Here is a 24,423-nt window from a genome sequence, read left to right on the forward strand (position 1 = left end):
ATTTACACTCTCCTTGACTTCTTTGTGGAATAACTTCAGCTTACCTCAGGAAACTTAATCCACTTTCTACACAACCTTAATGTAATGTGAAATCTACAGTTGCGAGAGAGAGCAATGCCCAACATCAGCAGATGAGGTTCTGGAATGATCAACGCAAAAAAGTCCTGCTCATCAAACTTAGCAGGACTTCCAATACCTAATACTATTAATCACTTCCACAAAATATCTTCAATTAACATGCTTATTTATCCTTGTTTTGTACTCTTTCATCCTCAATACCGTTCATAATATCGAATGCACCTGTCGACTTATTTGAACAGATAACAACTGTCATTAAGTTGTCGGGATAAAATGCAGAGTGAAAGTTAACTCCTGGGTCATAACCCATTACATGATATTTTATAACGTTGTCATTTCTATCTTTCTTGATCCATACCCCATATCCATAGAAATCATCATCGTTCTTAACGTGAGAAGTAAGCAACAGCTGTGAATATGCTTCACTTAGAAGTGAATTATTTATTAGTGCTTCCCATAGCTTTACCATATCGTTTACCGTAACAAAAGCTCAACCATCTGAACCGCCTTTTACTGGCAATGAGTAGATATTTGTTCTCCACGTTCCATCATCATGATCAATATATCCCAGTGCTGTATTTGGAGGAAGAGCATCAAGTTCGAAATATCCTGATTCCTCCATGCCCGCTTTGTTGAAAATATGTTCTTGAACGTATTCGTCAAAGTTAAGTTGGCTTGTCTGTTCAACAATTAGTCCAAGTAGAATATATCCTGCGTTATTATAGTGAAACCTTTCCCCTACTTTTGATTTCATAGCGTGATCCTGAAATAAGGGTAAGAAGTCCTTCAAGCTTCTTATTCGATACATTGGGTTGTTAACCCACAATTCTTCAAAATCACTCATAATCTCCTCATCAAAGTAGTCGGGTATTCCAGATGTATGTGTTAGAAGATGATGGATTGTTATTTCTTCATCAAAATTCAGAAAGTTAACATCAAGAAATTGTTTTAACTTTGAATCAAAAGAGAGTTTCCCCTGTTCTACAAGCTGACAAATGGCTATGGCAGTAAAAAGCTTACATCCCGAGGCTATTCCATACCGAGTGAACGTATTATTAAGTAATTGTTCAGAACGATTGGAATATCCATTGCTTAATTCTGCAAAAATTTCTTTGTCCTGTTTTACGAGTACTGTCCCGGAGAAATTGTTATCGATTTTTATATCAGCGATACGCTTTGTTAGCTTGATGTCCATTATAACCACCCGCCTTTATTTCTATGTTCTAATGTGATAAATAATTGGTCTAATACAACATAATCATACTTTTCACCAAAGAGCTCTCGATTTATTGTTGCTGTTACAATAAAATTGACCATATGGGGAAAGGATTCGTGATCAAGTGAACTACAGCTCAGATATTCAAAATAGTATAGTGTTTATTGAGTCAAATATCATGCTTTATTTTTTATATGCAATTCCATCAATTTGTACTTTAAGTCCATCCGTACCACCTACATTCCCTACACAAAAACTTAAAAAAATAAAATCTCCCGCTTCAACAAAACCTGAACTTGCTAATTCTTCGCTCACTTCATTCCTAACTATTTCATTCATATGAGACTCACCTTCTTTTATTGTTTTTATATTTTGTCTTATAATTACTTTAATTTTGCAATAATTTTATCTAACGTTGGTGAGGCGGTTAGGTGGTGCACACTAAGAACTAGTTCTCAATGAATTTTTCGCGAAGTAGAAAGCAAAAAAATTAAATTCAATGTGCACCAAACATGTTAACAAAATCGAATGAGTTATATCTGCAATGCCTCCAAATATGATTCCTCCAACAAAAGCAAAAACAATGAATATTGTACTTTGTCGTGATAACTTATAATATTGCAGATGACAAATCGCAAAAAGTAATGCCGAGATAATCACTGGATATGACACCGGTAAATAAAAAAATTCAAATAATTCTCTAGTAGTTAAATATTGGTTTAAGTAGGGAAGGATTAACCCCCTGAAAACAATTTCTTCAACAACTGGCCATACAATAATAAAATTAATAGTGTTGAATCTACCGACTGGATTATATCCCGAATATCGCGATACTATATAATTGGCAAAAAGAAGAATTACGAACACTGGCATTGCTTTCATTATGTTACTTGGCGAGTTATATATATAATTCCCCTTAAAGAAGGGTATTAATATCAACATGCCAACAGCCCAGAAATATAAACTGTATCTTACCATGTTAGACGAAAATCTCTTCATAATAATTTCGACTATCTTATATGAAAAAGTCAGTAATAATGACAACCACAAGGCTATGTACATAGCGCCACCCCCCTGTTTATTTATTATCTCTTTATCATTTCACCTAGTCATTTTTTTCTATAATAATGTTATACTACCTTTTTTGATATAAATTATTTTTCAGGTAGGTTATCTAAGTCGAAGTATCTCAACTCTAAGCTTTCATCATTGGATCAATTAATTTCCCTTCATATTCGAAACTAACAATTGCAGCTAAAGCATTATAAGCTTGGTCTCCGTTTGGATATGACTCTCCAATCTCCATACATCCCCCCCGATGCCGGAAGAATAACAGGTCTATTTCCTACTAATGAACGAAGTTAGTTCACATAATTATCCACCTGAATTCCACCTATAGAATCTATCCTTATTATTACTCTAAGGTTTCTAAATTTTTTAATCCTCATAGGCCTTTCCGATAACGTTTCGCATTTCTGACGTCCAAGCGGCTTAAGGACCTTAGGTCCGGTGGCTCTGCCACTTAGCTGATAGGATGTGTCGCCTCAATTCACTTCTTCGAAATTCCTCTTCATGACCAAAGGAGCGCAGCGCCGCTGTGGTAATGCAATGTTAGATGATGTCGTATCTTCTTCGATTGAGCCTACGATGGTGTCTTTATCCAGTACTTGCAGACTCCTTCACTTAGCTCAGTTAGTATACCTTTGTTTGTCTCAATAATTTTCCTGGAAGGCATGTTGACTTCATCACATGTCAGTAATACGTTAGCAATATTCAACTCACTGGCTCTCCTCAATAGTTCACGCAATATTAATTTTCCTAACCCCTTATTTCGACATGTAGGCCGAATAACATAACCGATATGTCCGCCATGTTCTAGTAATTTATCGTTTAGATAATGACGCAGTTTCCCGTACCCACAAGGAAAGCATCTATATATAACCAGTAAATAGTTTGTGGCACTAAATGGGTTTCTAGATTTATCCCTCTTGCCATATCATAGTATCTCACAATCATCTCACTAAACGCTTCTTCATTTGCAGTATAAAGGCTATTAACAAACCCATTCTCTCCCGGACCTATCTCTAGCGCCATATCATGAATCTCTTTCGCTTCTTGTATCGATAGTTCTTTTAATATTACTTCCATGGTAACCTCCTGGACTAACATGTTTAGACGATTACATCTAATGTTGCGCATCTCTGACGTCTATATGGCTTAAGGTCCGTAGGTCCGGGTGGCTCCGCCACTTAGCCAGTTGGATGTGTCGCCTGATGCTACTTCTCAGGCCCCCCCTCTTGGCGACCAAGGAGCGAATGCGACGATGCTGAACAACATTGTTATGCGTAGTTACCGTCTTCTTGAGCTACTTACTTTTTTCTCAATATAAAATACATTAAATTGTCCTTCAGTTGGTGTTGATTAATAAATCCCATCTTCTCTAGAAGCCTTTGTGATTTGATATTTTCAAGTTCAGTGGTCGCTTCAATGTAATCAAGTTTCATTAATTTAAATCCAATTGGGATAATTTCATTTATCGCTTCTTGCATCAATCCTTTACCCCAGTAATTCGGGGATAGATCAAAACCAATTTCAGCTCTTGATCCATCCTTGTCCGCAGTCCAACAATGAAATCCACATGTACCCATTAGTTTATTATTATCTTTACTAAAGAGCCCGTATCTACAGCCGGAATCATTGATATGAAAAGCAATAATTTCTTCAGCTTCACTTCTATTCTTACATACCTCGATATCCATGAACTTTGTGACATCAGGGTACGAGAAATGTCTGAATACTGATTCAACATCATCTAATGTTAGCTCTCTTATAAAAAGTCTTTTCGTAGTAATGACCGGAAATTCTATCATCAGTAATCGTCATCTCACTTTGCTAATTATATTGTTTAAAACTTAATAGCACTTACGGAAATTTCTCATAACGTTCTTGTATCTACGAACCTAAGAGGCTTAAGGAAGCGTCAGCGACCGGGTCCAACGGACTTAGCCTTGATGGATTTGCGCAATTGCCGAGTAACTTTGAGTTACTTTCAAAAAACTATATGTTAACTTCATCCCAGTTATAAATAACATATACAAGTTGACATAAAATAATAAACAGATAACTCATGTTTATAGTGAAACAAAATTTAAGTCTTTTTGACTTATTCATATATTCATCCTTGTCAACACTCCCAATTTCGAATCTAGTCTTAATTTTCTTATGTAATCTTAATAATATACGCAACTCAATTATTCCCATTAAGCTCCATATCAAGGTGAAAACCAATAATAATGCATTTGCAACCGACAATAGCATACCTGTACCTACATCTGAAGTTCTTATAAATCTAAAACATAGATTAGCTATTAATGTTATTGTGAACAAACATAATCCTATAAAACTTAATATTGGAGTATAATAGTATCTCATATCTTTTCCGCCTTTCGGTCAATTTCAGCTAACGTTGCTCATTCCTGACATCTATGCGACTTAAGGACCACTGGTCCGGGTGGCTTATGCCACTTAGTCGGTTGGATGTGTCGCCTGAATTCACCTCTCCGAGAATCCTCTTAGCTAACATGGAGCGTCAGCGATGGGGCAGAAATACTTGTTATGAGATGTCTCTATCTTCCTTGGGCTTGCTATATTCGTAATCTAATTTTGCTAAAATGATTAGTGATTCATATATGTGTTTTGCACGTTCATTATGTACCTTCACATCTAGCCACATCCTATGAGCCTTTAGATCTTCAAATACGAACTTCTGTATTGCTCTTAATGCCTCTTTTCAAAATTCCTTTTCTTTTTCAGCTACTATGATTCTAACTAGCCCAAAATACCTCCAGGCGTTTGTTACAGAGATTTCTCATAACGTTGTTGTGGTCCTGACGTCGATTCCGCTTACTTTATCAGTTCTAAACACTTAACATTATTCGTTATTATTCAAATATTCTAAAACAATGTTCACTCTCTCACTAATAGAGTTATTACCTTCTATTCTTAGAATAGGGCAAGCCAAATCCGACATCCACTGTTCATGTAATGCCTTACTCCTTACCTCAAATCCACCATCCTCGTATAATGAGGCCCACTCCAAAAATTCCTTTGATTGTTCATACATACTTCCACCGGGTAAGATATCTTCGCCATATCTGTGAGTTTCTCTTTCCTTTAATCTTTGAAGTCTAATCTCATTAGGTAGATAGAGAAAAACTACTAAATCAAAATTTGGTTTTAATCCATTACCCCAACCACATATCGCACCTGATAATATCCATTGTTTGTATTGAGTAAGATCTTTTGTTAGTAAATGAAGTCTTTCCAATGCTTCTCTTTGTTCAGTAAATTTCTTGATCCAGAAATAGTCATCACCATCAAAATTGACATGTGGAAGCCGCTTTGATAACTCTTGTCCTAGTGTTGATGCTCCTGATCCAGATGCACCGAAAATATGTATACGATTCTTCATATAACCCTCCATAACATATGGTGAAAATTATTGTTTTTAATTGTTTAAAGTCTTTATTATGTATTTGCGATGATTTCCTATAATGTTGCGCATTTCTGACGTCCAAACGACTTAAGGTCCGTAGGTCCAGGTGGCTCAGCCACTTATTCGGTTGGATGTGTCGCCTGAATTAACTTCTCCGAAATCCCTCATGGCGACCAAGGAGCGTATGTGACAATGTAGGAATGCTTTGATAGCAGCGGCGTAACCAATACCATTTCTTCTGAATTTCTTAATAATCCTTTTTTTTTGCTTCTAGCGGTTTCGCCTAACGTTCGCACATCTGAGACGCGCCCCGGCCTTAGATAGCTCTTATCTTATCGCGGGGCGTGTCTTGTCTGAGCTACTCCTAAGATTATACACCTAACAACCAAGGGGCGAATGCCCCGCAGCGCAGATACTCTCTGTTAGATGATGTCAGTTGACCTCTTCGATTAAACCCAATCCCTCTTTGACTATTCTTAAAAAATATTCTTTATGTTCTGGATGACATGCAATTAAATATGGCTCTTCATTCATTCCATTAAAGGGGTTACCTTCAAAGTCTATGACAATCCCTCCTGCTTCTTTAACCATCAATATCCCAGAGTATAAATCATCTCCCTCGGAGTTATATAATACAATTCCATCTATATCTCCTTTAGCCAACATGCACCATTGCAACGTTGGAGCCCATAATCTTATCATTCTTTTAAAATGAAGGTCTAAATGCTGGCGTAATCTGACAGCTTTCTCATGGTTCTGTACCTTATGACCTTGAATCCAAGCAATTGTACCCTTTTTTATCTCCTCTTTCTTCTTAACTTGCAACTGTTCATTATTACAAAATGATCCTTCTTCTTTACTGGTTATATAGAGTCGGTTTACTAGCGGTTCATAAACGACGCCTAAAACCGGTTCTGATCTATACATCAATGTTATCGATGTTGAAAAAATCGGTAGACCAATCGCAAAATTATTCGTTCCATCCAATGGGTCAATCATCCATAGCCAATCACTTGTTTTGCCGTTATTGCCACTCTCTTCACTATCGATTTGATGTTCTGGAAACACATCGATGATTTCATCCAATATAATTTTCTCTGCTTTATGATCAACATCAGTAACAATATCACCATAAATATCCTTTTCCTGTAGATCAATACCTTTATCAAAGTACTCTTTTGCTACTTGACCAGCTTTCAATATTGCTCTAACTGAGAGTTTCCTTGCAACTCGAATGATATCCTCTTCCATGATTCACCTCAATAATAAATTTCACAACTGATTTCACCTAACGTTTGGGATTCCTGACGTTCAAGCGGTTTAAGTGCCGAAGGGAACCAGTCGATAGACTTAGCCGGTTGAATATGTCGCCTGAATTGGTTTTCCCGGAATTCCTCTTGGCGACCAAAGAGCGTAAGCGACAAAGCAAGAATGCATTGTTAGGTAGTGTTCAATTCTTCTATGTTATACCTTCAATCTCTTCTTTATCATTCTGATCTGACCTCTATGATTGATTTCATCTTCAAATACATGAAACCACATAAAATAATGATTTGCTTGTTTTTTATACCAGAACTCTTCTTCTATATATAACCAGTCATCCTCAACGGCTTTAAATAATTCATATGTTCGATTTCTGACTTCATTTAATTTATCTACATAATAAGACAAATCATTTCCCCTAATCTTTTCCTGTCCCTCTTCACCGAGATTCAAAGCTGCTCCCCAGATCTTCATCTCTTCATCATTCAAGTCCCTTTTTTCGAAAGTTTCCAACTGATAGGCATATTCTACCGCTGCGAAATGCAATAACAATGCACCTATTGAATTGCTCTCAGAATCTAACAAAAAATCTAATTGATCTACAGATAAATTTTTTATAGATTCTAAAGTTGTAAACCTTGCATAGTTCATCATTGAAAGTAAACGACCAATTTGAGGCGAATAACCAGGTATGTCGGTAATGAGATAAATATTATTCATGTTTAACATGTGTTTCCTCCAGGTTTTATTTGAATTTCGCCTAACGTACCCACATTTCTGACGTTCAAGCAGCTTAAGTGACCAAAGGGAACGGGTCATTAGACTTCGCTGGTTGAATATGTCTCCTGAATCTGCTTCTTCGATATCCCTCTTGGCGACCGAGGAGCGTATGCGACGATGTAGGAATGTATTGTTTAGGCGATGTCGTCAATTTCATTGGATAATCAAGTATGTAATGTGTATTTACTTAATTTCACTTAATCTTCTTCTTAAATCTTCAAAAACAGGTACATTCGTCTTTGAGAGGGTTTGAGGAAGTTCGTATATATCAAAGTATTTCAACTCCTTTGTTTCCTCCCCATCTATTAACACCTCTCCCTTATATGCTCTACTTACATAAACGACATTCACAAAATAAAATTCATTTCCATCAGGATATATATGATGCTGACTTTCTCCAGAATACACATTAAATAACTTCATTTCATGAATAATGAGTCCTGTCTCTTCGTAAACCTCTCGTTTTGCAGTCTCTTCAACTGTCTCTCCTAGATCCATTCCACCACCAGGTATACACCAGTTGTTATCATCCCCTCTTCTTTGTAGTAACACTTTATTCACTCCGTCTAGCATAATTACACCCGCAACACATTTAATCTTTACGCTCATCTTTGATACCAACTTTCTAATGTTTAATAATGAGGTTTTTGATAATTTCATCTAACCTTTCCTTGTTCACGACGTCCATTCCCCTTAGATAGCTCTTAAGGTATAACGTATGTTTAGTTCGACTTTAAACCGTGAATTCCTTTATCTATATGGTTTCGGGTACTCAGGAGAGTTGTGAAGTGTGCTCAAGTGGTTATCTTTTGTGGGCAGGTACAACCTAAAGAATAAAAAAATACCCCGCCGACCAATTAAGGTTAGTGGAGTATTTTTACCGATGTTTTCGGATTGCACGCTCGGCGCTTCCGATCCTAAGTGCCGATTTATTTCTCTGTGGGCTCCTATTAAATTTACTTTGTGATCGATGCTGTCTTACTATTATTATCCCAAGCCGTCTTCACCCCCATGGCATCCCCTACCGCCCGTAATGGCACATATGTTTTACCGTCCACTAGGAAACCGTCCTCGATCTTCAAACCGTATACAGTTACATTTACTTTGTCCATTTTTATCGCTTCTTTCTCAACATTAATAGGGATGTCAGCTTTATTAAATAACTCTAGCTCCGCTTTACGTCTTCGTACCAACCCTGCTAGCACATTACCGCCAGCCTTGTCATACTTAATGATGTTTAGCGCTATCTGCGCCACTGTCCGACCTTTACACAGCGTTCGCAAATTGCCTGCGCCACAGTTGTAACAAAAGCTAGTTAAAGCGTCAAATTGATTTTGCGTGAGTTGCGCTGTTAGCGGGACGTACGATACATTGTTTACATATGCCTCGTATTTAGAAAGGTCACTGACAAGCATCTTATCCGCTTGCGCTTGTGTGATTGTCATGCCTTGTTTTACGTCAGCCCCGTAGTGCCCCCATCCGATAGTCCAATACTGCTCAGAAGCAACGGGTTTGTAAGCCGTTAAACGACAACCCTCAAACGATTTAATAAGAGATATTCCTGATTGCGATATTTTACGACTCATTTATTCATCACCGCTCCTTTATTAAATCATGTACAGCAGACTCTATTAATGCGCTTATAGCATCTAGCTCAATCGTGTAACCTTGCTCGGTCAAGAAGTCTAATACATATTGTTTCTTTTCTTCGCCACATCCAGGACCGCTATATATCTTTTCCGCAACTGCTACTGCAATCTTCGTCCATGCGGAAATTTGTACACATTGCTCCTGAGTTGTCTTACTCTTAATATATGGAACTATGAAAGTAGTGATCACGGCAGCTACAAGAATAATAGCCGCTTGTGTGATAGGTGTTAAATCAATTATGGTCTTTCCTCCTCGTATGGTACGTCAATTTCGAGATTCTTCTTGCTGTGCTATTTTTTGTACATTTTCATTTTTGGCCTTCCAGTAATAGAATCCAAGTGCGGTGGAAACAGGTGCGCCAATAAAAGCTAGCAACACACCCAACTCGCCACTCGATCGCAATACAATTACAACTCCGATAAGAGCTATGACTCCCCCCACTCCATCCGATCCCCTCCATTCTGTATATAAAAACAGCCTCCATAGTTATGAGGTCGAAATAAAAAGCACCTCGTTTGAGATGCTCGTTGTGTCGCATTATCGTCTTTTCAGGCATTAAAAAGAACGCCACAACAGGCGCTCTTCCCAGTTATTCAATTTCCAAAATCACCTTATCATCGAGAACGAGGATAGATATATTGTCATCCTCTACACAACCGCCCTCGCACGAGATAACCACTGGTTTCTTGGGGTCTATTTTTGGTAGATGATCAATTCTAAGCGTACACCAGAACCCCACCTATGTAAGGCGCCAGACCGTTCGGGTATCACCTGAAGGACTTTTCGTAATTTGTTTTAAATGTCAGATCATCTTTAATACTAGAATCCCATTTTGTTGCAGCATCCTTCATAAGATGAGCCGTAAAGGATTGTCTCCATACATGACAATTGACATCCTTAATAATTTTGGCTTCAGCTAGTGCTTTAAGCTAATCGTCTGATTAACATGAGCGTGGGAATGACTCCTTTTTAGCATTGAAAGTGTAAATTACTGCACTGCCAAATATATAGTTACTCGTATGCGCAGACTCAAGAGTATAGGTGTAAAAACGTTCCACTTATGATATGTCTCGCTCTTTACCACCGCACCTTTCCAGACAGACTCCGAGCTCTTTTTTTTCAAAAACAGCAAAGTAACTTCCCCGTAAATTTCTTCCTTTTAATATAACAGCCATTCACATATATGGACAATGATATATAAAAAGGCCCTAAGATGATTGCTCATCTTAAAGCCCTATACTTCGGTGGAGAAATACTCTCCCTTATCGAATTTAACAACTACCCTTTCCTCACTTATACAAGTGCCGGTGCCGATCAAAGCACCTCGCCAGCTCATTAATATGTTTAGCTTAGGACATATCTACAACACTCTAAACATACAAATTCCATCCCACAATAAAAGCAGCCAATATAAAAGCCGAGGTGCCAGACATGATGTACATAACCTTTTGCTTTTTGCTGTAACTGCTCTTCCACAGTTTGTAAATAAGCAAGCCAAGATACGCCACTGCTAGAACCACATATAGCAGGTTAAACATTAAATTGATGCGTAACGAAGAATAAGCGGGATAACTTTGAAACCTTAACCTCGTGTGTATGATGTAAAGATTAAGAAGGAGTAAGATGCCTGCAAAATTAATTACAAGATGATATTTGTCAAAATTGGTTGGAGGATTTCCTCGTTTATTTCGTTTGTAAAGAAGCATCTGGATTAAATAGCCGATCAAAGCACTTAAACTGAAAATGATACCTAGCGCAACAGGAATAAGAGAGATTTTAATCAAGTTTACCTTTAAACTCGATACAGGCAAGGAATCATAGTAAGGAGTGATGGAAATTTTCTCAACAACACCATTATGCTCGACAACATTATAAACATTACCTAACTCAGCTTTTGTATATTTCGTTATATCATGAGCCGTAAATAAATTAGTGAATCTAGAGACTGCCCGCCGTGCGGATTGAAAATATCCACTTCCCTCAGAAGTAATTGAATTAGAATACATACTACTACCAAAAATTTCCTTTATGAGTCCATAATAATAAATTTCTTCATAAGACTGGTTGGTCATCACCACCATCCCAAATTTAGATGCTGGATCAAAGACAAGTTTACTTGAAAATCCCTTCAAATTCCCCTCGTGCATCAGTGTAGGTGCCCAGTATTCCATCTCAACGAACCCATGCGCAAACCGCGGAATAGAAGTCCCGTCATAATATAAACTTGTTGACAACATTTCGGTTAACGTATCTCTGTTCGCAAATAATAAATTACTATCATCCACAGGCATCAACGCTGTAAGAAACTTGGCTAAATCTGCTGCTGTCCCAATGGCTGCCCCTGCTGGATAAAAGGTTACGTATACTCTGTTCTGAGGGATCAGTTTTAAATCTTTTGTATACCCTTCAATCTCATTCCTTCTTCGTACTACGTCTGGATGATCTTGCCCCGTTGGATGAATCGAAGTGTCTTTCATATTAAGGGGTGTAAAAATATGTTGATTGACATATTCATAAAAAGGTTGGCCGCTTATCAATTCCACGATGTAACCGGCTAGACCAACGCCATAGTTAGAATAACCCACTATGCTATTCGGTTGATATATCTGTTTCGGCTCATTTGTACGCAAAGTTTCTCCTAATTCTAACGTTTCATTCTCGGAGTAATAATACACCTCGGCCACTGTTTGATCTTCCCAACCCGCATTGTGATGCATCAGGTTCATTAGGGTAATCGGATCATCGTATTTCAGCTTCTTAAAAAATCCTTCTGGTAGATATTCTTTGATATCCGTCTCCAAATCAAGTTTTCCTTGTTCGACAAGCTGCATCACACTAGTATAGACCAACAGTTTAGAGATTGAAGCCCATTCAAAAACAGTAGATGTATCCGCCTTTCGCTGATTCTCAATATCCGCCAAACCATATGCCTTATTCACAATGGTTTCACCATCTTTAATAGCCACAACAGAAACGGCAGCGGTATACTTCTCATACGAGGCAACATAAGAATCAATCGTTTCCTCTAACTTGGATAAGGGAATCCTAGATGGTGTAGTCTCAACCTGTTCTTCTTCAGCGTGGGCAGGTACTGCTATTGCCATAATGATAAATATGAATGACAGAACACAAGCTATTACTTTGTTTACAGTGTGATAACTACGATCTTTCTGCATTAGCTACTCTCCTTCAACATCAAATAATAAGATCAGATCTAACTCATCTTTCGCAGCTCCTAAATTCCTTGGATATCATCTGTAATGATATATTGAATTTCATCATTGAACCAATTACTTTCAAATAGAGTGCACATTAAAATATTTAAAAAATCACAACACTTATTTGTACTATCCCTTGCCATTCTCTCTCATGCGTCCAATCAACTAAGTAGTCTTTGTTCATTAAGTTATAATCTACGATTCTCCACCACTCTGAAAGCAAACGGCATTACGATCGCCTGCAATAAATCCGCTTTCTGCAGAACTTCCTATTATTTTTTTTCATTAATTACTTTCATCAATCTATCTATCGCGTTTAATGTGATTTTTCCGTTTTTATCCACCTCTACTTTAGTTAAATGATATAAATATCCACTTAGATCAGATCTACTCTTTACTAGTTAATTCCATTCTTCATGTGTATAGGCCATGAAATCAACTCTCTTTTTTTGAATTACATTGATTTCAGCTAACCTTCCTCTATTCACGACGTCCGACGAATGTCGGATGTGTCCGGCTTCCGCCGGACACAGGGCGTATGCCCGCAGCGTGAATATTATGTGTTGGTATGTTGTCGCGGCCTTCTTCGAGTTTCCCTAAATAATTGATATCCTCTTATATATTTTTGATATGTTTCATATTTTCTAGCTCTTTAATATTTATTGATATTTTCAATAATATTCATCTTCTATTATTGAAAATAAATAAGAATCATGAAATTTCCCTTTGTGCCACATATGTTCCCTTAGATGACCTTCTTGTTTCATACCGATTCTTATCAAAAGATTGGCTGATGCTATATTTCCGGGACGGCATGTCGCAAACACTCTATGCACTTTGAAGTTTTCAAATCCGAGCATTAACATTGCTTTTGATGCTTCTGTAGCATAACCACTACCCCAAAATTCGGGGTTAAAACAATAGCCTATTTCAGCATTATTTTCTTTGATATAAATTCCACATCCACCTATTAATATATTTGTCTCTTTAAGTATTACTCCGAATTCATAATCGGTTCGGTCGATAGATTGTTTCTTTGTGATTTGCTGCTCTATATATGCTTTTGTCTCAGCTTTGCTATTCGGTCCCCACATCATATATTCAGTTACTACATGATTTGATGCGTATTTATGTACATCTACCCAGTCTTCCATATTAAAGTCACGAATGATTAGTCTTTGGGTTTCTACTTGCATTTGACATCTCCCCTCATTCATAAAAAATAATTCTTTTGGTTTTATCTTTTTCCAATTTTATGAAATAATTTTTTTCAGATAAAGATATTACCTTCCTAAAAATTGGTAGTGTTTTTTATTGATTTTATGAGATTTTGAGTTTTTATATTGGGTTTGCCCCGATTGCATATAACGTTTGGCATTCCTGATGTTCAAGCGGCTTAAGTGACCGTAGGGAACGGGTCTTCAGACTTAACTGGTTGAATGTGTCACCTGAATACGCTTCACTGAAATCCCTCTTGGCGACCGAGGAGCTTAAGCGACGCAGTTGGAATGCTCTGTTGGTAGGATGTCAGCCTCTTCTATGAAATCTCCCTCAACTATATCTATCTTTAACTATCGTGTCCCGTTAACGCAATGACTTGAGGTACGGTCCCCGTATTATTTAATGAGTCTAGGCCAACAAAATAGGACGAATAGGAGATCCAGAACCATTTTTGATTTTCAATGGAAGTGCCATAAAAATCCCCATTGCGGGAGCTTGGCTCATTCCACTAAATCCCTCCATAATTAAAATATTGTTCGGTAAAAAGTACTCTACATGACCTGGAGCACTTAGAATTTCCCCATTTAACATACAAATATCTACACCTGGTGTATCTGCCCCTATTGCTTTAATTCCTGCCTCATGAAAATATTTGCATACTTCACTGGTTAAACCAGGCTCATTTTTACCCCACCATTCTCTTTCATTACCGCTACAGTCCGGCCTGTAATATTTATCCCAACCAAAGTCAATAAGAACAATATCCCCTGCCTGAAGGGAGAATCCATCCCGCTCTTCTACATCTTTAATTATGTCCAATTCAACTGGTTTACCTGCCTCAGGAGCAAAGGTCATAAGATCGTATTTCTTATATGGACCAATTAGACAATCAACAGGTAATTGGTCAATCGTTGCTTGTTCTCCGTGACAATGAACAGGAGCATCAACATGAGATCCCGTGTGCTCTGAAATAATTAAGGTTTGTGCATAATAACCATGATGGCAAAAATTGCGATGATTCTGCACAATTCCAAGTGAGGGATGATTATGAAATCCAGGCATATTAGTTTCGAATATCGGTGAAAGATCATATACTTTTAGTTGATTTAAACAATTCATAAAGTTATGTATAACATCAGTCGATTTCAAAAGAACTTCCTCCAAGTCTGGGTAAATGTACAATTCTACTTATCTTTCATTTCAAAAGATATAAAATATTCCTCAGATAATCATTGTTTTGACAGTAAATGAACTAGGAAGAACTTTAAAACATGCATAAAAAGTACTAACAGCGTATTTTCACAATATTGAAAAAGGCTTATGCAGAGCAGGCACTAATATTTACCGGATCCTCTCTGCCCTACGCAGAGGAATCCTCTTTTCTCGCGCTCGTAGATGCACTCTATGAACTGGATTGGGTCGTCTATTGTAAAAAACCGTTCAAGAATTCCTTTCACGTCGTCAAATATTTAAGTCGATATACGCACAAGACGGCGATTTACAACAACAGATTGATGGCGATGGACGACCAGACCGTAACCTTCCATTTCCGAGATTACAAAGATGATGGCAAAGTGCGAAGATTCATGATGCATGTGCTACCTTCTGGGTTTCAGAAGATTAGGCATTATGGCTTTCTCAGCAATCCCAATCGAAAAACCAAACTACTGAAGTGTTTACGTCTGACTCATATGCCGATTAAACCCAAAATAAAGTTGACGGCGAAGGAACTCATTTTTAAATTAACTGGTGTGGATATTTCGCTTTATCCCTCCTGTGGAGGAACTTGGTGTCAGATATTGACGTTGAATCCTGGCGGTGGGTAAGCGCGATGAATAGCATACTTGTCACTACGATGCCTGATCTGGGAAGGGGGAAGGTATGTATTTATCCGTAATGAACACGCTATCTTATCATTTGGAAAATGGATTCTCTTATATTGTGCAACATTAAGAGAAGGAAGTATATAACAAATCCCATAGGATAGCAAATATTCGCGGCATCGTTCAACATGGATTTGCGCAATTTCCGCGCAACTTTCCTGCTCATATGATCACCATTTTGAAGACCTTCATGCAGTGCTTATGAAGGTCACTTTTTCGGGTAACTGCGCAACCAATCCAAAGTGTTATCGGATGTTCGAGCCCTCTTCGAAATTGATATCACTCGTTCTTAATGTTTCCATTCATTCACTGTTTATTACCAACCGCAATCCATCTTCTATCTATATCTTCAAACACAAATTCCTTATTGTTGTAATCTGTCGTTGATAGAGATCGTACAATCTTAACTCCTAATTTACTAAAACCTTTCTCCATTTCCTCTTGGTTATCTGTTATTAAATATGCATCATATCCATATCCATGTATTTCTCGATTAGGTACTATATATTCTTGATTTGATTTTGTTAAAACTATCTCTATTCGATCCCTGTATAGACAAATATGTGGTTCCACCGAATTAAGATAACTTACTGCTCTGAAGCCGATGAGTTCATAGAATTCTGCTGTCTTATTCATATCAGAGCTTGGAAAAATTTGAAGACAGTTAGTAAACATATATATTTCACCCTTTTTTATAAAAATTTGCTATTACTTTGCCTGAATTTCCGATAACGTTTCCGTGTTCACGACGTCCCTCCACCTTAGATAGCTCTTATCTTAGAGGGAGGGATGTGTCAGTCTTAACCTTCATCCGTGAAATACCTCTGGCAGACCAAGGGGCGTAAGCCCTGCAGCTGGAAAACATTGTTATCGGAAGTTCTTGCCTTCATTGAATCACACTATTGCAACGGTTTCTAAAACATTTTTTTCGAATATGGAATTTTTTTGATTATAAAATGACTAAATAAAAAACTCAGTGAAATTCCCAATACAACTACTAAAAAAAATTTAAAGTATGCAGATACCGGCAAAGGTTCAACGATATATTGTAAAAGAACAACGATGGGAACATGAAAAATATATACAGGAAAAGCATTCGATGACAACATCATCATCGTTACATTAGATTTATTGGCTTTTAGTTGAAACAAGTATATTAATCCAATACATAGTCCTGAACATAAGAATGTTTCAGTAAAAGAATACCCTAGACTTCCCCAATTCAAGCCACCCGCTTGAAAATATGTTATTTTACCTGCATACATAATTAATGCAATTACTCCCCCTACTAATAGCCACGTAAGTCCAATATATTTAGGTATTCTCTCAAACCAATTATTCCTCGCTGCAACAAGTCCAAAAATGAAAAAGAACACATATTGTGGAACATGGGCAAATTCAGTTTGAATAACTCCAAGAAATCCAATCCAATGACCGATAGGATACTTAATACGGATAAAAAACGTCAACAAGCTTACAAAGATGGTCAAAAGTATGATGACGATTTGATTAGGAAATGGTTTGGGAACGTATTCAGTTCGATCTTTCAGGTATTTTCCGCTAAGCGACTGAATGATTGCGTAAATCACAACATAAATCAATAGATGTTGGAGAAACCATAAGTGACCGAAATTAATCTCAGGCCATGAAAACGGTATAAGTAATAAAAAACCAATAGCCAGCGGAATACCCAATCGAATAAACCGCTCTCTGAGAAATGGACCAATTCTTTTCCTCTCTAGAGAAAGTGGGACTAAATACGCCGAAATCAAAAAGAATAGGCTCATAAAAAAAGCTGCATTTACAGCAAAAAAGAAACCTAATCCAGGTGAGTTATTTGTTGTAAAATACCACCACCATCCGGCACCTGCATAAGGTTGACCCGCATGATGTGCAACGACAAGCATAATTAAAAACACTTTTAAATTATCTAAAAAATATAATCGTTTTTTTGAATGTATCAAATTATTATCACCTCGGTTGTATTATCTTTGTTTAATATGATGTAAGAATTCCCAATAACGTTTGCCATTCCTGACGTTCAAGCGGCTTAAGTGACCACAGGGAACGGGTCGTCAGACTAAACCGGTTGAATGTGTCGCCTGAATATACCCCTTGAACATCCTTCTAGCGATCAAGGGCGCATGCCCGCAGTAGTAAATGCAGTGTTTAGCTGATGTCGAGGCCCTCTTCGAATCAAATTCATAATAAGTCTTTAATTCAAGGTGCTACCATGAGACCCCAACCGTCTAGATAGCCATTATATTTTTGAGCTACATTATCAATCTTATATTGTTCTTCAGTAAGTAAATCAATCTCCAGTAACATCTCTTTTGAACATTCAGTAGTCCATGCATTCCCACCGAAATTTTTATAAATATTACACTGATAATTCTGGCTTGTTAAGACTGATGATACTTTGTTTCCGTTTTTTTTATTATTAACAGAAATATGAAAATCGACTAATTGTTCCTTAGATAAATCTACACCTGAGTTTTTTATATTCTCAAGAGTCATTAAATCAGCTTCTATATTTATCGTAGTAGTATAACTCGTATTCTCTGAACAACCAGTTATGAATAATGTTGTGAATATCATAAGAAATATTAGATACTTCATTTTCGAATGACTCCCTCAGATGTTATTAGTTATTATTCTATTGCCTCGATTTCAGCTAACGTATATACATTCCTGACGTTGATTCCCCTTAGATAGCTCTTATCTTAGGGAAATCAATGTGTTGTCTGAATTCACTTCCTCGAAACGCCTCAGGTAACCAAGGGGCAAATGCCCCGCAGTAGGAATGTTATGTTTAAGCGAAGTTCATTGCTTCTCTGCGATCCATACAGTCCATCTGTCTTCTTCTTTTATTTGTTTAGTGTGTCCTATTTTATTTTCTATGAATTTAACCAGATCTATTAATTCATCTTCTGATAGTTCGTGCAATATTGATCGTCCAGTTCTATTCAATAAATCTTGCTTAAGTTGTTCGAAATCATTATATGTTCTTCTGGTTTCCCAGTACTGTAATTCTATTATCATATTGAATCCTGTTTGTTTTAAGGCTGTTGAAACTTTACGACTCGAATATCTCCTACTGATTTCTTTTTCAAGTAATTTAGGGTGCTTTTCAAAAAAATATCCTCTGATATGTGTATCACTTCCTAGGAGAGCACAATCTTCAGGAGTGCGATCTTGAATTATAAATCTTCCATTTGGTTTCAGTACTCTATTGGCTTCTTGGAAACACATTTCAAGATCAGCGATGTGATGAATTAATGCTCGTTCTAACAAAACATCGAATTGTTTCTCCTTTAAATTTGTTTCTAAAGCACTCCCCTGCACAAAAGTGATATTATTAAAATCTTTACAATTTCCTGCCGCACCCTTTAACATTTCCGCAGAAAAATCCATTGCAGTAACATGTGTTGCACCTGATAAAGCAAATACTTTAGAGTAGATTCCTCCACCACATCCAAGGTCAAGTATATGTTTCCCTTCAATATCAACATATTTCTCAATAGTTTTTAGCCATTGTTCTTCGGCTACACGAGTTGCATAAGTTGAATGATTTTTGCTATCGTGAAAATCGATTGGCATCTTTTTAACCGCCCTTCAATGAATTTCGCCTAACGTTGTGCATTTCTGACGTCCGAGCGGCTTAAGGACCGCAGGTCCGGGTGGCTCTGCCACTTAGCCGGTTGGATGTGTCACCTGAACAAACTTCTGCGAAACTTCCTCTTGGTGACCTAGGGAGCGTAGCGACCGCTGTAGTAATATAATGTTAGGCGATGCCGGCTTGAGACACTCACAAATTTCCTTTATTTCTTTCTTGCTATTACAAATGCTTTATCCGCTTTTTCAAATCCAATTCGAGGATAAAATTCCATTGCTCCTGGTGATGAGAGTAATACCAATGAAGGTTCTTCTCCTAATAAGATTTGTAATTTGTTCACTAATTTCTTTCCAATTCCTTGATTTTGATATTCCTTATCTACAGCTAGGTCAGATAGATAGCAGCAGTATGAATAATCCGTTATTGCTCTTGCTAGCCCTATCATTTTATTGTCATCCCATGCACTAATAATAATATCCGAGTTATCTATCATTCTTTGTAGTCTCTCTACGTCTTCATATGGTCTTTTTATTCCTGATTTTTTAAATACTTCGGCTACATCAGCAGCTCTAAGTAGTTTGTCTTCTGAATAAATAATCATAATAATTATCCCTTCTTGTTTCAGGCTTTTATGTTTAAACGTTATTCACTGCCCGGTTTCGCCTAACGTTCTCTCATTTCTGACGTTCAAGCGGCTTAAGGTGCGTAGCGCCGGGTCGTCAGACTTAGCTGGTTGAATGTGTCGCCTGACTAAGCTTCTCCGAAATCCCCCTTGGCGACCAAGGAGCGCCAGCGACGAAGTAGAAATGTTTTGTTGGTTTATATGAAGTCTGTGACTTCTTAGATATACTTACATGATATTTATAATTATTCATTCATGTATCCAGCAATATCTTCTAAATCATTTGTTCTTAATAGCACTTTTTGTGACCTTTGTTTAATTAATATATACGTTTTAGCATCTCCTTTTTCATTACCAAATTCATCACCCCAAAATCCATAAGTAATACTGTTAACTTTAATTTTTTGAATTTCTTCTATAGTTAATTGTCTGGATCCGTTTACTAAGAGAGCTATTTTTTTATTCCCGTTATAATTCTCCAAAAATGTAGTGCTATAAAAAAACGCTATAAAGCAGATAACTGTTATTATAAAAACTACCTGCCCTTTTTTTTGTTTATTCTCCATGTATTCCCCCCTTTAAAAACCATACCTTCACAGATTTCATATAACGTTCTGGTATTCACGACGCCCCACCACCCTAAAGGAGAGCAGCGACTGGCCGCGACGCGGTTGGGTGGTGCGGGTGTGTCCGGCTGATTCCGCTTCCTCGCTGATGAAATGCCTCCCCGAATCCTCTTCTAACTTCTGCCGGACCGAGGGCCGAATGGCCCGAAGTGTGAATATGGTTTATATGAAGGTCCAGACTTCTTTGAATTACTTACAAATATCTATTAATATTATTTCAATTTCTTTACAATAAAATTTTATTCCAGAATCCATTTCACAATCAGTTATCTCATAATTCAATTCATTCCATCCATGATCTCGAATATCTTCAATTTGAAAACTACTTAATTGTATTCTGGAACCACCAGCTTTTAACTCATAAGGCCCTAATTCTTTAAATTGAACTTTAATTAAATATCTCTCTGTCCCAATGTATTCAAATACAATCTCCAGAATAGATATCTCTTCATAGTATTTGTTCCTATCTATAAAAAACCTAAATTCATTAATATAACGACATTGATACCACCCAAAATCATTTATTGTATTGTTAATTAAATTGAGGTTGACTATTTTATTCAAATTAAGTTACCTCCGCTTTAAGTATTATGTCGTCTTTCTGGACTTTCATATAACGTTGTTGTATCTACGAACCCGAGAGCCCTAAAGGAGCGTAGCGACTGGGTCCGCCAGGACTTAGGGTCGCAGGGTTGTCTGCTGAATACGCTCCCCGATATCCCTCGTGCAGACCAAGGCCGTCAGGCCGCGGTGAAGATACGTTGTTATTTGCTGTCCCTGCCTTCTTCGAATCAACTAAGAATTTATTGGCGTGTTTAATTGGAATCTATATCCTTCTTCATCTTTAAATTTCCCGTCTTCAAATATGAATTCATTTGTTTTTATAAATCCATTCTTTTCAAGGACTTTTGAGGATCCCTTATTCTTTGCAAGACATGCGCTTCTAATTGTTACTAACTTCAATTCTTCAAAAGCATATTTTATTGCTTGCCTCAATGCTGCTGTCCCTATTCCTCTATTCCAAAATGGTACTGCAATCCAATAATCTAATTCAGCTGTTCTTTCTTCATCATTGATACCGTTTAGTGACATTACACCTGCAAATTGCTCTTTTTCAAATATTGAAAAAACAAATGCAGTTCCTTGTTCTCGTCGTGATATTACCATTCTGGCCCAAAATTCCCCTCCACCTTCTGGATAAGGATAGGGAACATTACTTGTTAGAGATATTCTATAATCAGAAGCATATTCTTGGACAGTTTTTGAATCTTCAAAAACTACAGGACGGATTTGAACTGTCATTAGATCACCTCGAATTTGTGTTTTTAAACACTGTAGGGATTGCATATAACGTTTCCGCATCTGCGACGCGACCCGGCCTTAGATAGCTCTTATCTTAGGCCGGGTCGTGTGTTGTCTGATTTACTTCTATGATTAAACACCTGACAACCAAGGGGCAAATGCCCCGCAGCGAAGATGCTTTGTTATGTGAAGTGCCTCTGAGTTACTTACAAAAATATTGCTTCTCCTGATGGGATTACCCTTATGTATTCATCTTTCATATCCATTTCTGGTGTTAAAATCACTACCTTTTTTGTGAATTTTGAAATCTCCCTCATAAACTCAATTACTTTATGTACTTCTTCAAGACTAACTATTTCCTTAGGTGTTATATCAAATTCGATATAGTCAGTTTCATAGAAGTAACCAACTATTGAAATACCATTATAATCAATCTGAATGGACATTGAGTAGTCATTTTTAAGATTAATAATTCTATCAATACTTAGTCTTTCTTTTACTAATTCTCCATCTTTAAGAATTTGGAACTCAAATCTAGGATTCGATTCAAAAAAATCAAACAGTAAATCCCATTCAAATAAATGAGACTGAAGTATATAAATATCTCGAAGGCTTCCATCTTGATAAAAGTATTTGGATATTACTTCTTTTGTCATATTTAAATCCTTTCTCTTCGCATTTCACATAACGTTGGTTTATTCGTGACGTCCATTCCCCTTAGATAGCTCTTATCTTAGGGGAATGGATGTATCTTCCTGAATCTTCTTCCTCGATAATACTTCTGGCAGATCAAGAGCCGAACGGCTCGCAGTACGAATATTTTGTTAGGTGATGTTAATGCCTTCTTGATTAACCTTCAAACTTCACTTTATTCTTCGGTACATTTTTTTTGATTAGTATCTTTAGATTCTCTATTCCATTTTCCTTCTGTTTAACTATTGCTTCCTTTGGCAGAATTAGAGCCCTATTTTTCCCTGCATATAAAGCAATTATATATTTTGATTCCACGACCTTAAATATCTCATTCCAGTTAATATGCCCTGTACCTGAATCTGATTTCACTGAAATACCTGAATCTGTTATTTCGTAGGTTTGTTTGTATTGAAGCAATTTATCTGATCTAAATTGTCTGTTTGATTGAAGAATCGCCAAGTAATATAATCCAATCGATAATATAGTACTAACTATAACCCCACCTATAAGTCCTACAGTCGCTATACCGATCTCAAATATAAACTCATTCATACTTATTATTACAATAAAAAAGAGCACTAAATAAAATATAAATCCTATTTTCAAAGACTTTTTTTGATGTAGAATAGTTAAATATGAGTATTCTTTTTGTGTAAGCTGAACATCCAATACAACATGGTCCGAATTAGTCATCCTCGAATATCCCTCCAAAATAAATGTATTAATTTCACCTAACGTTTGGCATTCCTGACGTCCTTTCACCTTAAAGGAGCGAAGCGACTGGCCGCGATGCGGTTAGGTGAAAGGATGTGTCTCAGCAATTCCTTCTCCGAATGTTACTTCTGGGACCGAGGGCGACGAAGTCGTCCGATGCAGGATTATTATGTTAGGAGAAGTTCTTTGAATTGCTTACGAGTTCTTTAATTGCTCTTCTACCCTTCGTCTTAACCATCTCATTTGTCCCCTATGATTAATTTCATCTTCAAATACATGAAACCACATAAAATAATGGTTTGCCTGCTTTCCATTCCAAAATGGATGTTCTTCATATAACCAATCATCATTCCGCTTTTTAAGTTCGTCCAATGTTCTTTGTCTCATATTCTCCATTTCATGTATATAAAAATCAAGCGAATTTCCTTTAATCTCTTTACGTCCTAGATCTCCAAGCTCATAAGCCGGTTGCCATTTCTTTATTTCTTCCTCCGTTGGCTTTCTATTCTCAAACGTATCCAATTGATAACCAAGTTCAACTGCGGGGAGATGCATTAATAATGCACCAATCGAATTACTGTTTGAATCATGAATATAATCCAGTTGTTCAGTACTTAACTCTCGTACCGTATTAAGCGTTGTCAATCGCGCATAATTCATCATCGAAACAAGTCTACCGATCTGGGAGCTAAATCCTTTTACTTCAGAGATCAAGTATATTCTTTCTGAATCCATTGTACATTGTCCTTTCGATGTAGGTTTTAGTTTTGTAATGTTGGCTTCGAATTTCTCCTAACGTTTGGCATTCCTGACGTTCAAGTAGCTTAAGTGACCAAAGGGAACGAGTCGTCAGACTTAGCTGGTTGAATGTATCGCCTGAATAAACTCCTTGGAAATCCTTCTAGCAATCAAGGGCGAATGCCCGCAGTAGGAATGTAGTGTTGGTATTCTCAGTTCATACCCGACTGGCTCGGGGATGGACTTTTTCTTTATACTGGAGGCAACACTGGGCTGAAAAACGCATGTTTTGTTGGGACATAGATCCC

General features: G+C 37.2%; 26 protein-coding genes and 2 pseudogenes. 1 reads left to right on the forward strand and 27 read right to left on the reverse strand.

Going from position 1 to position 24,423, the window contains the following annotated elements:
• Positions 1–241: 241 nt before the first annotated feature.
• From AC1TO9_RS21015 to AC1TO9_RS21090, 16 genes and pseudogenes are all read right to left on the reverse strand, one after another.
• Positions 242–1,273: pseudogene (locus AC1TO9_RS21015) on the reverse strand (serine hydrolase domain-containing protein).
• A gap of 204 nt (positions 1,274–1,477) precedes the next feature.
• Entirely contained in the window at positions 1,478–1,633 is a 156-nt protein-coding gene (locus AC1TO9_RS21020) for a hypothetical protein (protein ID WP_482060421.1), read from the reverse strand.
• Positions 1,634–1,735: 102 nt separating this feature from the next.
• Positions 1,736–2,356: a CPBP family intramembrane glutamic endopeptidase gene (locus AC1TO9_RS21025; protein WP_482060422.1), complete on the reverse strand. Its 621-nt coding sequence runs from the start codon at positions 2,354–2,356 to the stop codon at positions 1,736–1,738.
• 580 nt (positions 2,357–2,936) lie between these two features.
• Positions 2,937–3,239 (reverse strand): GNAT family N-acetyltransferase, encoded by a 303-nt coding sequence (locus AC1TO9_RS21030; RefSeq protein WP_482060444.1) that lies wholly within the window; start codon positions 3,237–3,239, stop codon positions 2,937–2,939.
• Positions 3,185–3,442, reverse strand: a complete 258-nt coding sequence (locus tag AC1TO9_RS21035) for a hypothetical protein (protein WP_482060423.1) — start codon at positions 3,440–3,442, stop codon at positions 3,185–3,187. Before AC1TO9_RS21035 ends, AC1TO9_RS21030 begins: the two co-directional genes overlap by 55 nt.
• Positions 3,443–3,663: 221 nt before the next feature.
• Complete coding sequence (locus AC1TO9_RS21040; protein WP_482060424.1) at positions 3,664–4,164, reverse strand: GNAT family N-acetyltransferase; 501 nt, start codon at positions 4,162–4,164, stop codon at positions 3,664–3,666.
• A 1,061-nt stretch (positions 4,165–5,225) separates the two neighbouring features.
• Positions 5,226–5,765 carry an ATP-binding protein gene (locus tag AC1TO9_RS21045; RefSeq protein ID WP_482060425.1) on the reverse strand — a complete coding sequence of 180 codons (540 nt, stop codon included), beginning with the start codon at positions 5,763–5,765 and terminating at the stop codon, positions 5,226–5,228.
• Positions 5,766–6,221: 456 nt separating this feature from the next.
• The gene (locus tag AC1TO9_RS21050) at positions 6,222–7,040 is read right to left on the reverse strand and encodes an inositol monophosphatase family protein (RefSeq protein ID WP_482060426.1); all 819 of its coding nucleotides are present in this window, start codon (positions 7,038–7,040) and stop codon (positions 6,222–6,224) included.
• A gap of 213 nt (positions 7,041–7,253) precedes the next feature.
• Positions 7,254–7,781 (reverse strand): DinB family protein, encoded by a 528-nt coding sequence (locus tag AC1TO9_RS21055; protein WP_482060427.1) that lies wholly within the window; start codon positions 7,779–7,781, stop codon positions 7,254–7,256.
• Positions 7,782–8,015: 234 nt separating this feature from the next.
• Positions 8,016–8,492 carry an NUDIX hydrolase gene (locus AC1TO9_RS21060; protein ID WP_482060428.1) on the reverse strand — a complete coding sequence of 159 codons (477 nt, stop codon included), beginning with the start codon at positions 8,490–8,492 and terminating at the stop codon, positions 8,016–8,018.
• 296 nt (positions 8,493–8,788) lie between these two features.
• Entirely contained in the window at positions 8,789–9,418 is a 630-nt protein-coding gene (locus AC1TO9_RS21065; protein ID WP_482060429.1) for a glycoside hydrolase family protein, read from the reverse strand.
• Between the two features lie 7 nt (positions 9,419–9,425).
• Positions 9,426–9,740 carry a phage holin, LLH family gene (locus AC1TO9_RS21070; protein ID WP_482060445.1) on the reverse strand — a complete coding sequence of 105 codons (315 nt, stop codon included), beginning with the start codon at positions 9,738–9,740 and terminating at the stop codon, positions 9,426–9,428.
• 6 nt (positions 9,741–9,746) lie between these two features.
• A complete protein-coding gene (locus AC1TO9_RS21075; protein WP_482060430.1) occupies positions 9,747–9,923 on the reverse strand; it encodes a hypothetical protein in 177 nt (58 codons plus the stop codon).
• 929 nt (positions 9,924–10,852) lie between these two features.
• Positions 10,853–12,658 (reverse strand): serine hydrolase domain-containing protein, encoded by a 1,806-nt coding sequence (locus AC1TO9_RS21080; RefSeq protein ID WP_482060431.1) that lies wholly within the window; start codon positions 12,656–12,658, stop codon positions 10,853–10,855.
• A 713-nt stretch (positions 12,659–13,371) separates the two neighbouring features.
• On the reverse strand, positions 13,372–13,896 hold the full coding sequence (locus AC1TO9_RS21085; RefSeq protein WP_482060432.1) for a GNAT family N-acetyltransferase: 525 nt from the start codon (positions 13,894–13,896) through the stop codon (positions 13,372–13,374).
• A gap of 433 nt (positions 13,897–14,329) precedes the next feature.
• Positions 14,330–15,070 carry a cyclase family protein gene (locus AC1TO9_RS21090; protein ID WP_482060433.1) on the reverse strand — a complete coding sequence of 247 codons (741 nt, stop codon included), beginning with the start codon at positions 15,068–15,070 and terminating at the stop codon, positions 14,330–14,332.
• Positions 15,071–15,225: 155 nt separating this feature from the next.
• Here AC1TO9_RS21090 and AC1TO9_RS21095 point away from each other — a divergent pair.
• A pseudogene (locus tag AC1TO9_RS21095) lies at positions 15,226–15,747 on the forward strand (IS91 family transposase); the annotation flags it as partial.
• Positions 15,748–16,110: 363 nt separating this feature from the next.
• On the opposite strand, the gene AC1TO9_RS21100 reads toward AC1TO9_RS21095, so the two are convergent.
• From AC1TO9_RS21100 to AC1TO9_RS21150, 11 genes are all read right to left on the reverse strand, one after another.
• Positions 16,111–16,479 carry a VOC family protein gene (locus tag AC1TO9_RS21100; protein ID WP_482060434.1) on the reverse strand — a complete coding sequence of 123 codons (369 nt, stop codon included), beginning with the start codon at positions 16,477–16,479 and terminating at the stop codon, positions 16,111–16,113.
• 239 nt (positions 16,480–16,718) lie between these two features.
• Positions 16,719–17,768 (reverse strand): acyltransferase family protein, encoded by a 1,050-nt coding sequence (locus AC1TO9_RS21105; protein WP_482060435.1) that lies wholly within the window; start codon positions 17,766–17,768, stop codon positions 16,719–16,721.
• Between the two features lie 256 nt (positions 17,769–18,024).
• Positions 18,025–18,423: a ribonuclease E inhibitor RraB gene (locus tag AC1TO9_RS21110; RefSeq protein WP_482060436.1), complete on the reverse strand. Its 399-nt coding sequence runs from the start codon at positions 18,421–18,423 to the stop codon at positions 18,025–18,027.
• Between the two features lie 204 nt (positions 18,424–18,627).
• Positions 18,628–19,404: a methyltransferase domain-containing protein gene (locus AC1TO9_RS21115; protein WP_482060437.1), complete on the reverse strand. Its 777-nt coding sequence runs from the start codon at positions 19,402–19,404 to the stop codon at positions 18,628–18,630.
• A gap of 221 nt (positions 19,405–19,625) precedes the next feature.
• Positions 19,626–20,021: a GNAT family N-acetyltransferase gene (locus tag AC1TO9_RS21120; RefSeq protein WP_482060438.1), complete on the reverse strand. Its 396-nt coding sequence runs from the start codon at positions 20,019–20,021 to the stop codon at positions 19,626–19,628.
• A gap of 266 nt (positions 20,022–20,287) precedes the next feature.
• On the reverse strand, positions 20,288–20,608 hold the full coding sequence (locus AC1TO9_RS21125) for a hypothetical protein (protein WP_482057426.1): 321 nt from the start codon (positions 20,606–20,608) through the stop codon (positions 20,288–20,290).
• A 249-nt stretch (positions 20,609–20,857) separates the two neighbouring features.
• Positions 20,858–21,232, reverse strand: coding sequence for a hypothetical protein (locus tag AC1TO9_RS21130; RefSeq protein WP_482057427.1), 375 nt, complete (start codon positions 21,230–21,232; stop codon positions 20,858–20,860).
• A gap of 231 nt (positions 21,233–21,463) precedes the next feature.
• Entirely contained in the window at positions 21,464–21,970 is a 507-nt protein-coding gene (locus AC1TO9_RS21135) for a GNAT family N-acetyltransferase (RefSeq protein ID WP_482060439.1), read from the reverse strand.
• Positions 21,971–22,176: 206 nt separating this feature from the next.
• A complete protein-coding gene (locus AC1TO9_RS21140; protein WP_482058068.1) occupies positions 22,177–22,626 on the reverse strand; it encodes a hypothetical protein in 450 nt (149 codons plus the stop codon).
• A 193-nt stretch (positions 22,627–22,819) separates the two neighbouring features.
• A complete protein-coding gene (locus tag AC1TO9_RS21145) occupies positions 22,820–23,356 on the reverse strand; it encodes a YcxB family protein (protein WP_482058060.1) in 537 nt (178 codons plus the stop codon).
• A 216-nt stretch (positions 23,357–23,572) separates the two neighbouring features.
• A complete protein-coding gene (locus tag AC1TO9_RS21150) occupies positions 23,573–24,112 on the reverse strand; it encodes a DinB family protein (protein WP_482060440.1) in 540 nt (179 codons plus the stop codon).
• Positions 24,113–24,423 lie beyond the last annotated feature (311 nt).

Source organism: Paenibacillus sp. Y916, assembly GCF_056786435.1.

What these genes read in the sequence shown, in the direction of transcription:
- AC1TO9_RS21140 (WP_482058068.1), bottom strand. Translation starts at nt 22,626, where the DNA reads ATGACAAAAGAAGTAATATCCAAATACTTTTATCAAGATGGAAGCCTT.
- AC1TO9_RS21100 (WP_482060434.1), bottom strand. Translation starts at nt 16,479, where the DNA reads ATGTTTACTAACTGTCTTCAAATTTTTCCAAGCTCTGATATGAATAAG.
- AC1TO9_RS21120 (WP_482060438.1), bottom strand. Translation starts at nt 20,021, where the DNA reads ATGATTATTTATTCAGAAGACAAACTACTTAGAGCTGCTGATGTAGCC.
- AC1TO9_RS21045 (WP_482060425.1), bottom strand. Translation starts at nt 5,765, where the DNA reads ATGAAGAATCGTATACATATTTTCGGTGCATCTGGATCAGGAGCATCA.
- AC1TO9_RS21145 (WP_482058060.1), bottom strand. Translation starts at nt 23,356, where the DNA reads ATGACTAATTCGGACCATGTTGTATTGGATGTTCAGCTTACACAAAAA.
- AC1TO9_RS21065 (WP_482060429.1), bottom strand. Translation starts at nt 9,418, where the DNA reads ATGAGTCGTAAAATATCGCAATCAGGAATATCTCTTATTAAATCGTTT.
- AC1TO9_RS21060 (WP_482060428.1), bottom strand. Translation starts at nt 8,492, where the DNA reads ATGAAATTATCAAAAACCTCATTATTAAACATTAGAAAGTTGGTATCA.
- AC1TO9_RS21050 (WP_482060426.1), bottom strand. Translation starts at nt 7,040, where the DNA reads ATGGAAGAGGATATCATTCGAGTTGCAAGGAAACTCTCAGTTAGAGCA.
- AC1TO9_RS21085 (WP_482060432.1), bottom strand. Translation starts at nt 13,896, where the DNA reads ATGCAAGTAGAAACCCAAAGACTAATCATTCGTGACTTTAATATGGAA.
- AC1TO9_RS21080 (WP_482060431.1), bottom strand. Translation starts at nt 12,658, where the DNA reads ATGCAGAAAGATCGTAGTTATCACACTGTAAACAAAGTAATAGCTTGT.
- AC1TO9_RS21020 (WP_482060421.1), bottom strand. Translation starts at nt 1,633, where the DNA reads ATGAATGAAATAGTTAGGAATGAAGTGAGCGAAGAATTAGCAAGTTCA.
- AC1TO9_RS21055 (WP_482060427.1), bottom strand. Translation starts at nt 7,781, where the DNA reads ATGTTAAACATGAATAATATTTATCTCATTACCGACATACCTGGTTAT.
- AC1TO9_RS21115 (WP_482060437.1), bottom strand. Translation starts at nt 19,404, where the DNA reads ATGCCAATCGATTTTCACGATAGCAAAAATCATTCAACTTATGCAACT.
- AC1TO9_RS21125 (WP_482057426.1), bottom strand. Translation starts at nt 20,608, where the DNA reads ATGGAGAATAAACAAAAAAAAGGGCAGGTAGTTTTTATAATAACAGTT.
- AC1TO9_RS21025 (WP_482060422.1), bottom strand. Translation starts at nt 2,356, where the DNA reads ATGTACATAGCCTTGTGGTTGTCATTATTACTGACTTTTTCATATAAG.
- AC1TO9_RS21110 (WP_482060436.1), bottom strand. Translation starts at nt 18,423, where the DNA reads ATGAAGTATCTAATATTTCTTATGATATTCACAACATTATTCATAACT.
- AC1TO9_RS21150 (WP_482060440.1), bottom strand. Translation starts at nt 24,112, where the DNA reads ATGGATTCAGAAAGAATATACTTGATCTCTGAAGTAAAAGGATTTAGC.
- AC1TO9_RS21035 (WP_482060423.1), bottom strand. Translation starts at nt 3,442, where the DNA reads ATGGAAGTAATATTAAAAGAACTATCGATACAAGAAGCGAAAGAGATT.
- AC1TO9_RS21135 (WP_482060439.1), bottom strand. Translation starts at nt 21,970, where the DNA reads ATGACAGTTCAAATCCGTCCTGTAGTTTTTGAAGATTCAAAAACTGTC.
- AC1TO9_RS21040 (WP_482060424.1), bottom strand. Translation starts at nt 4,164, where the DNA reads ATGATAGAATTTCCGGTCATTACTACGAAAAGACTTTTTATAAGAGAG.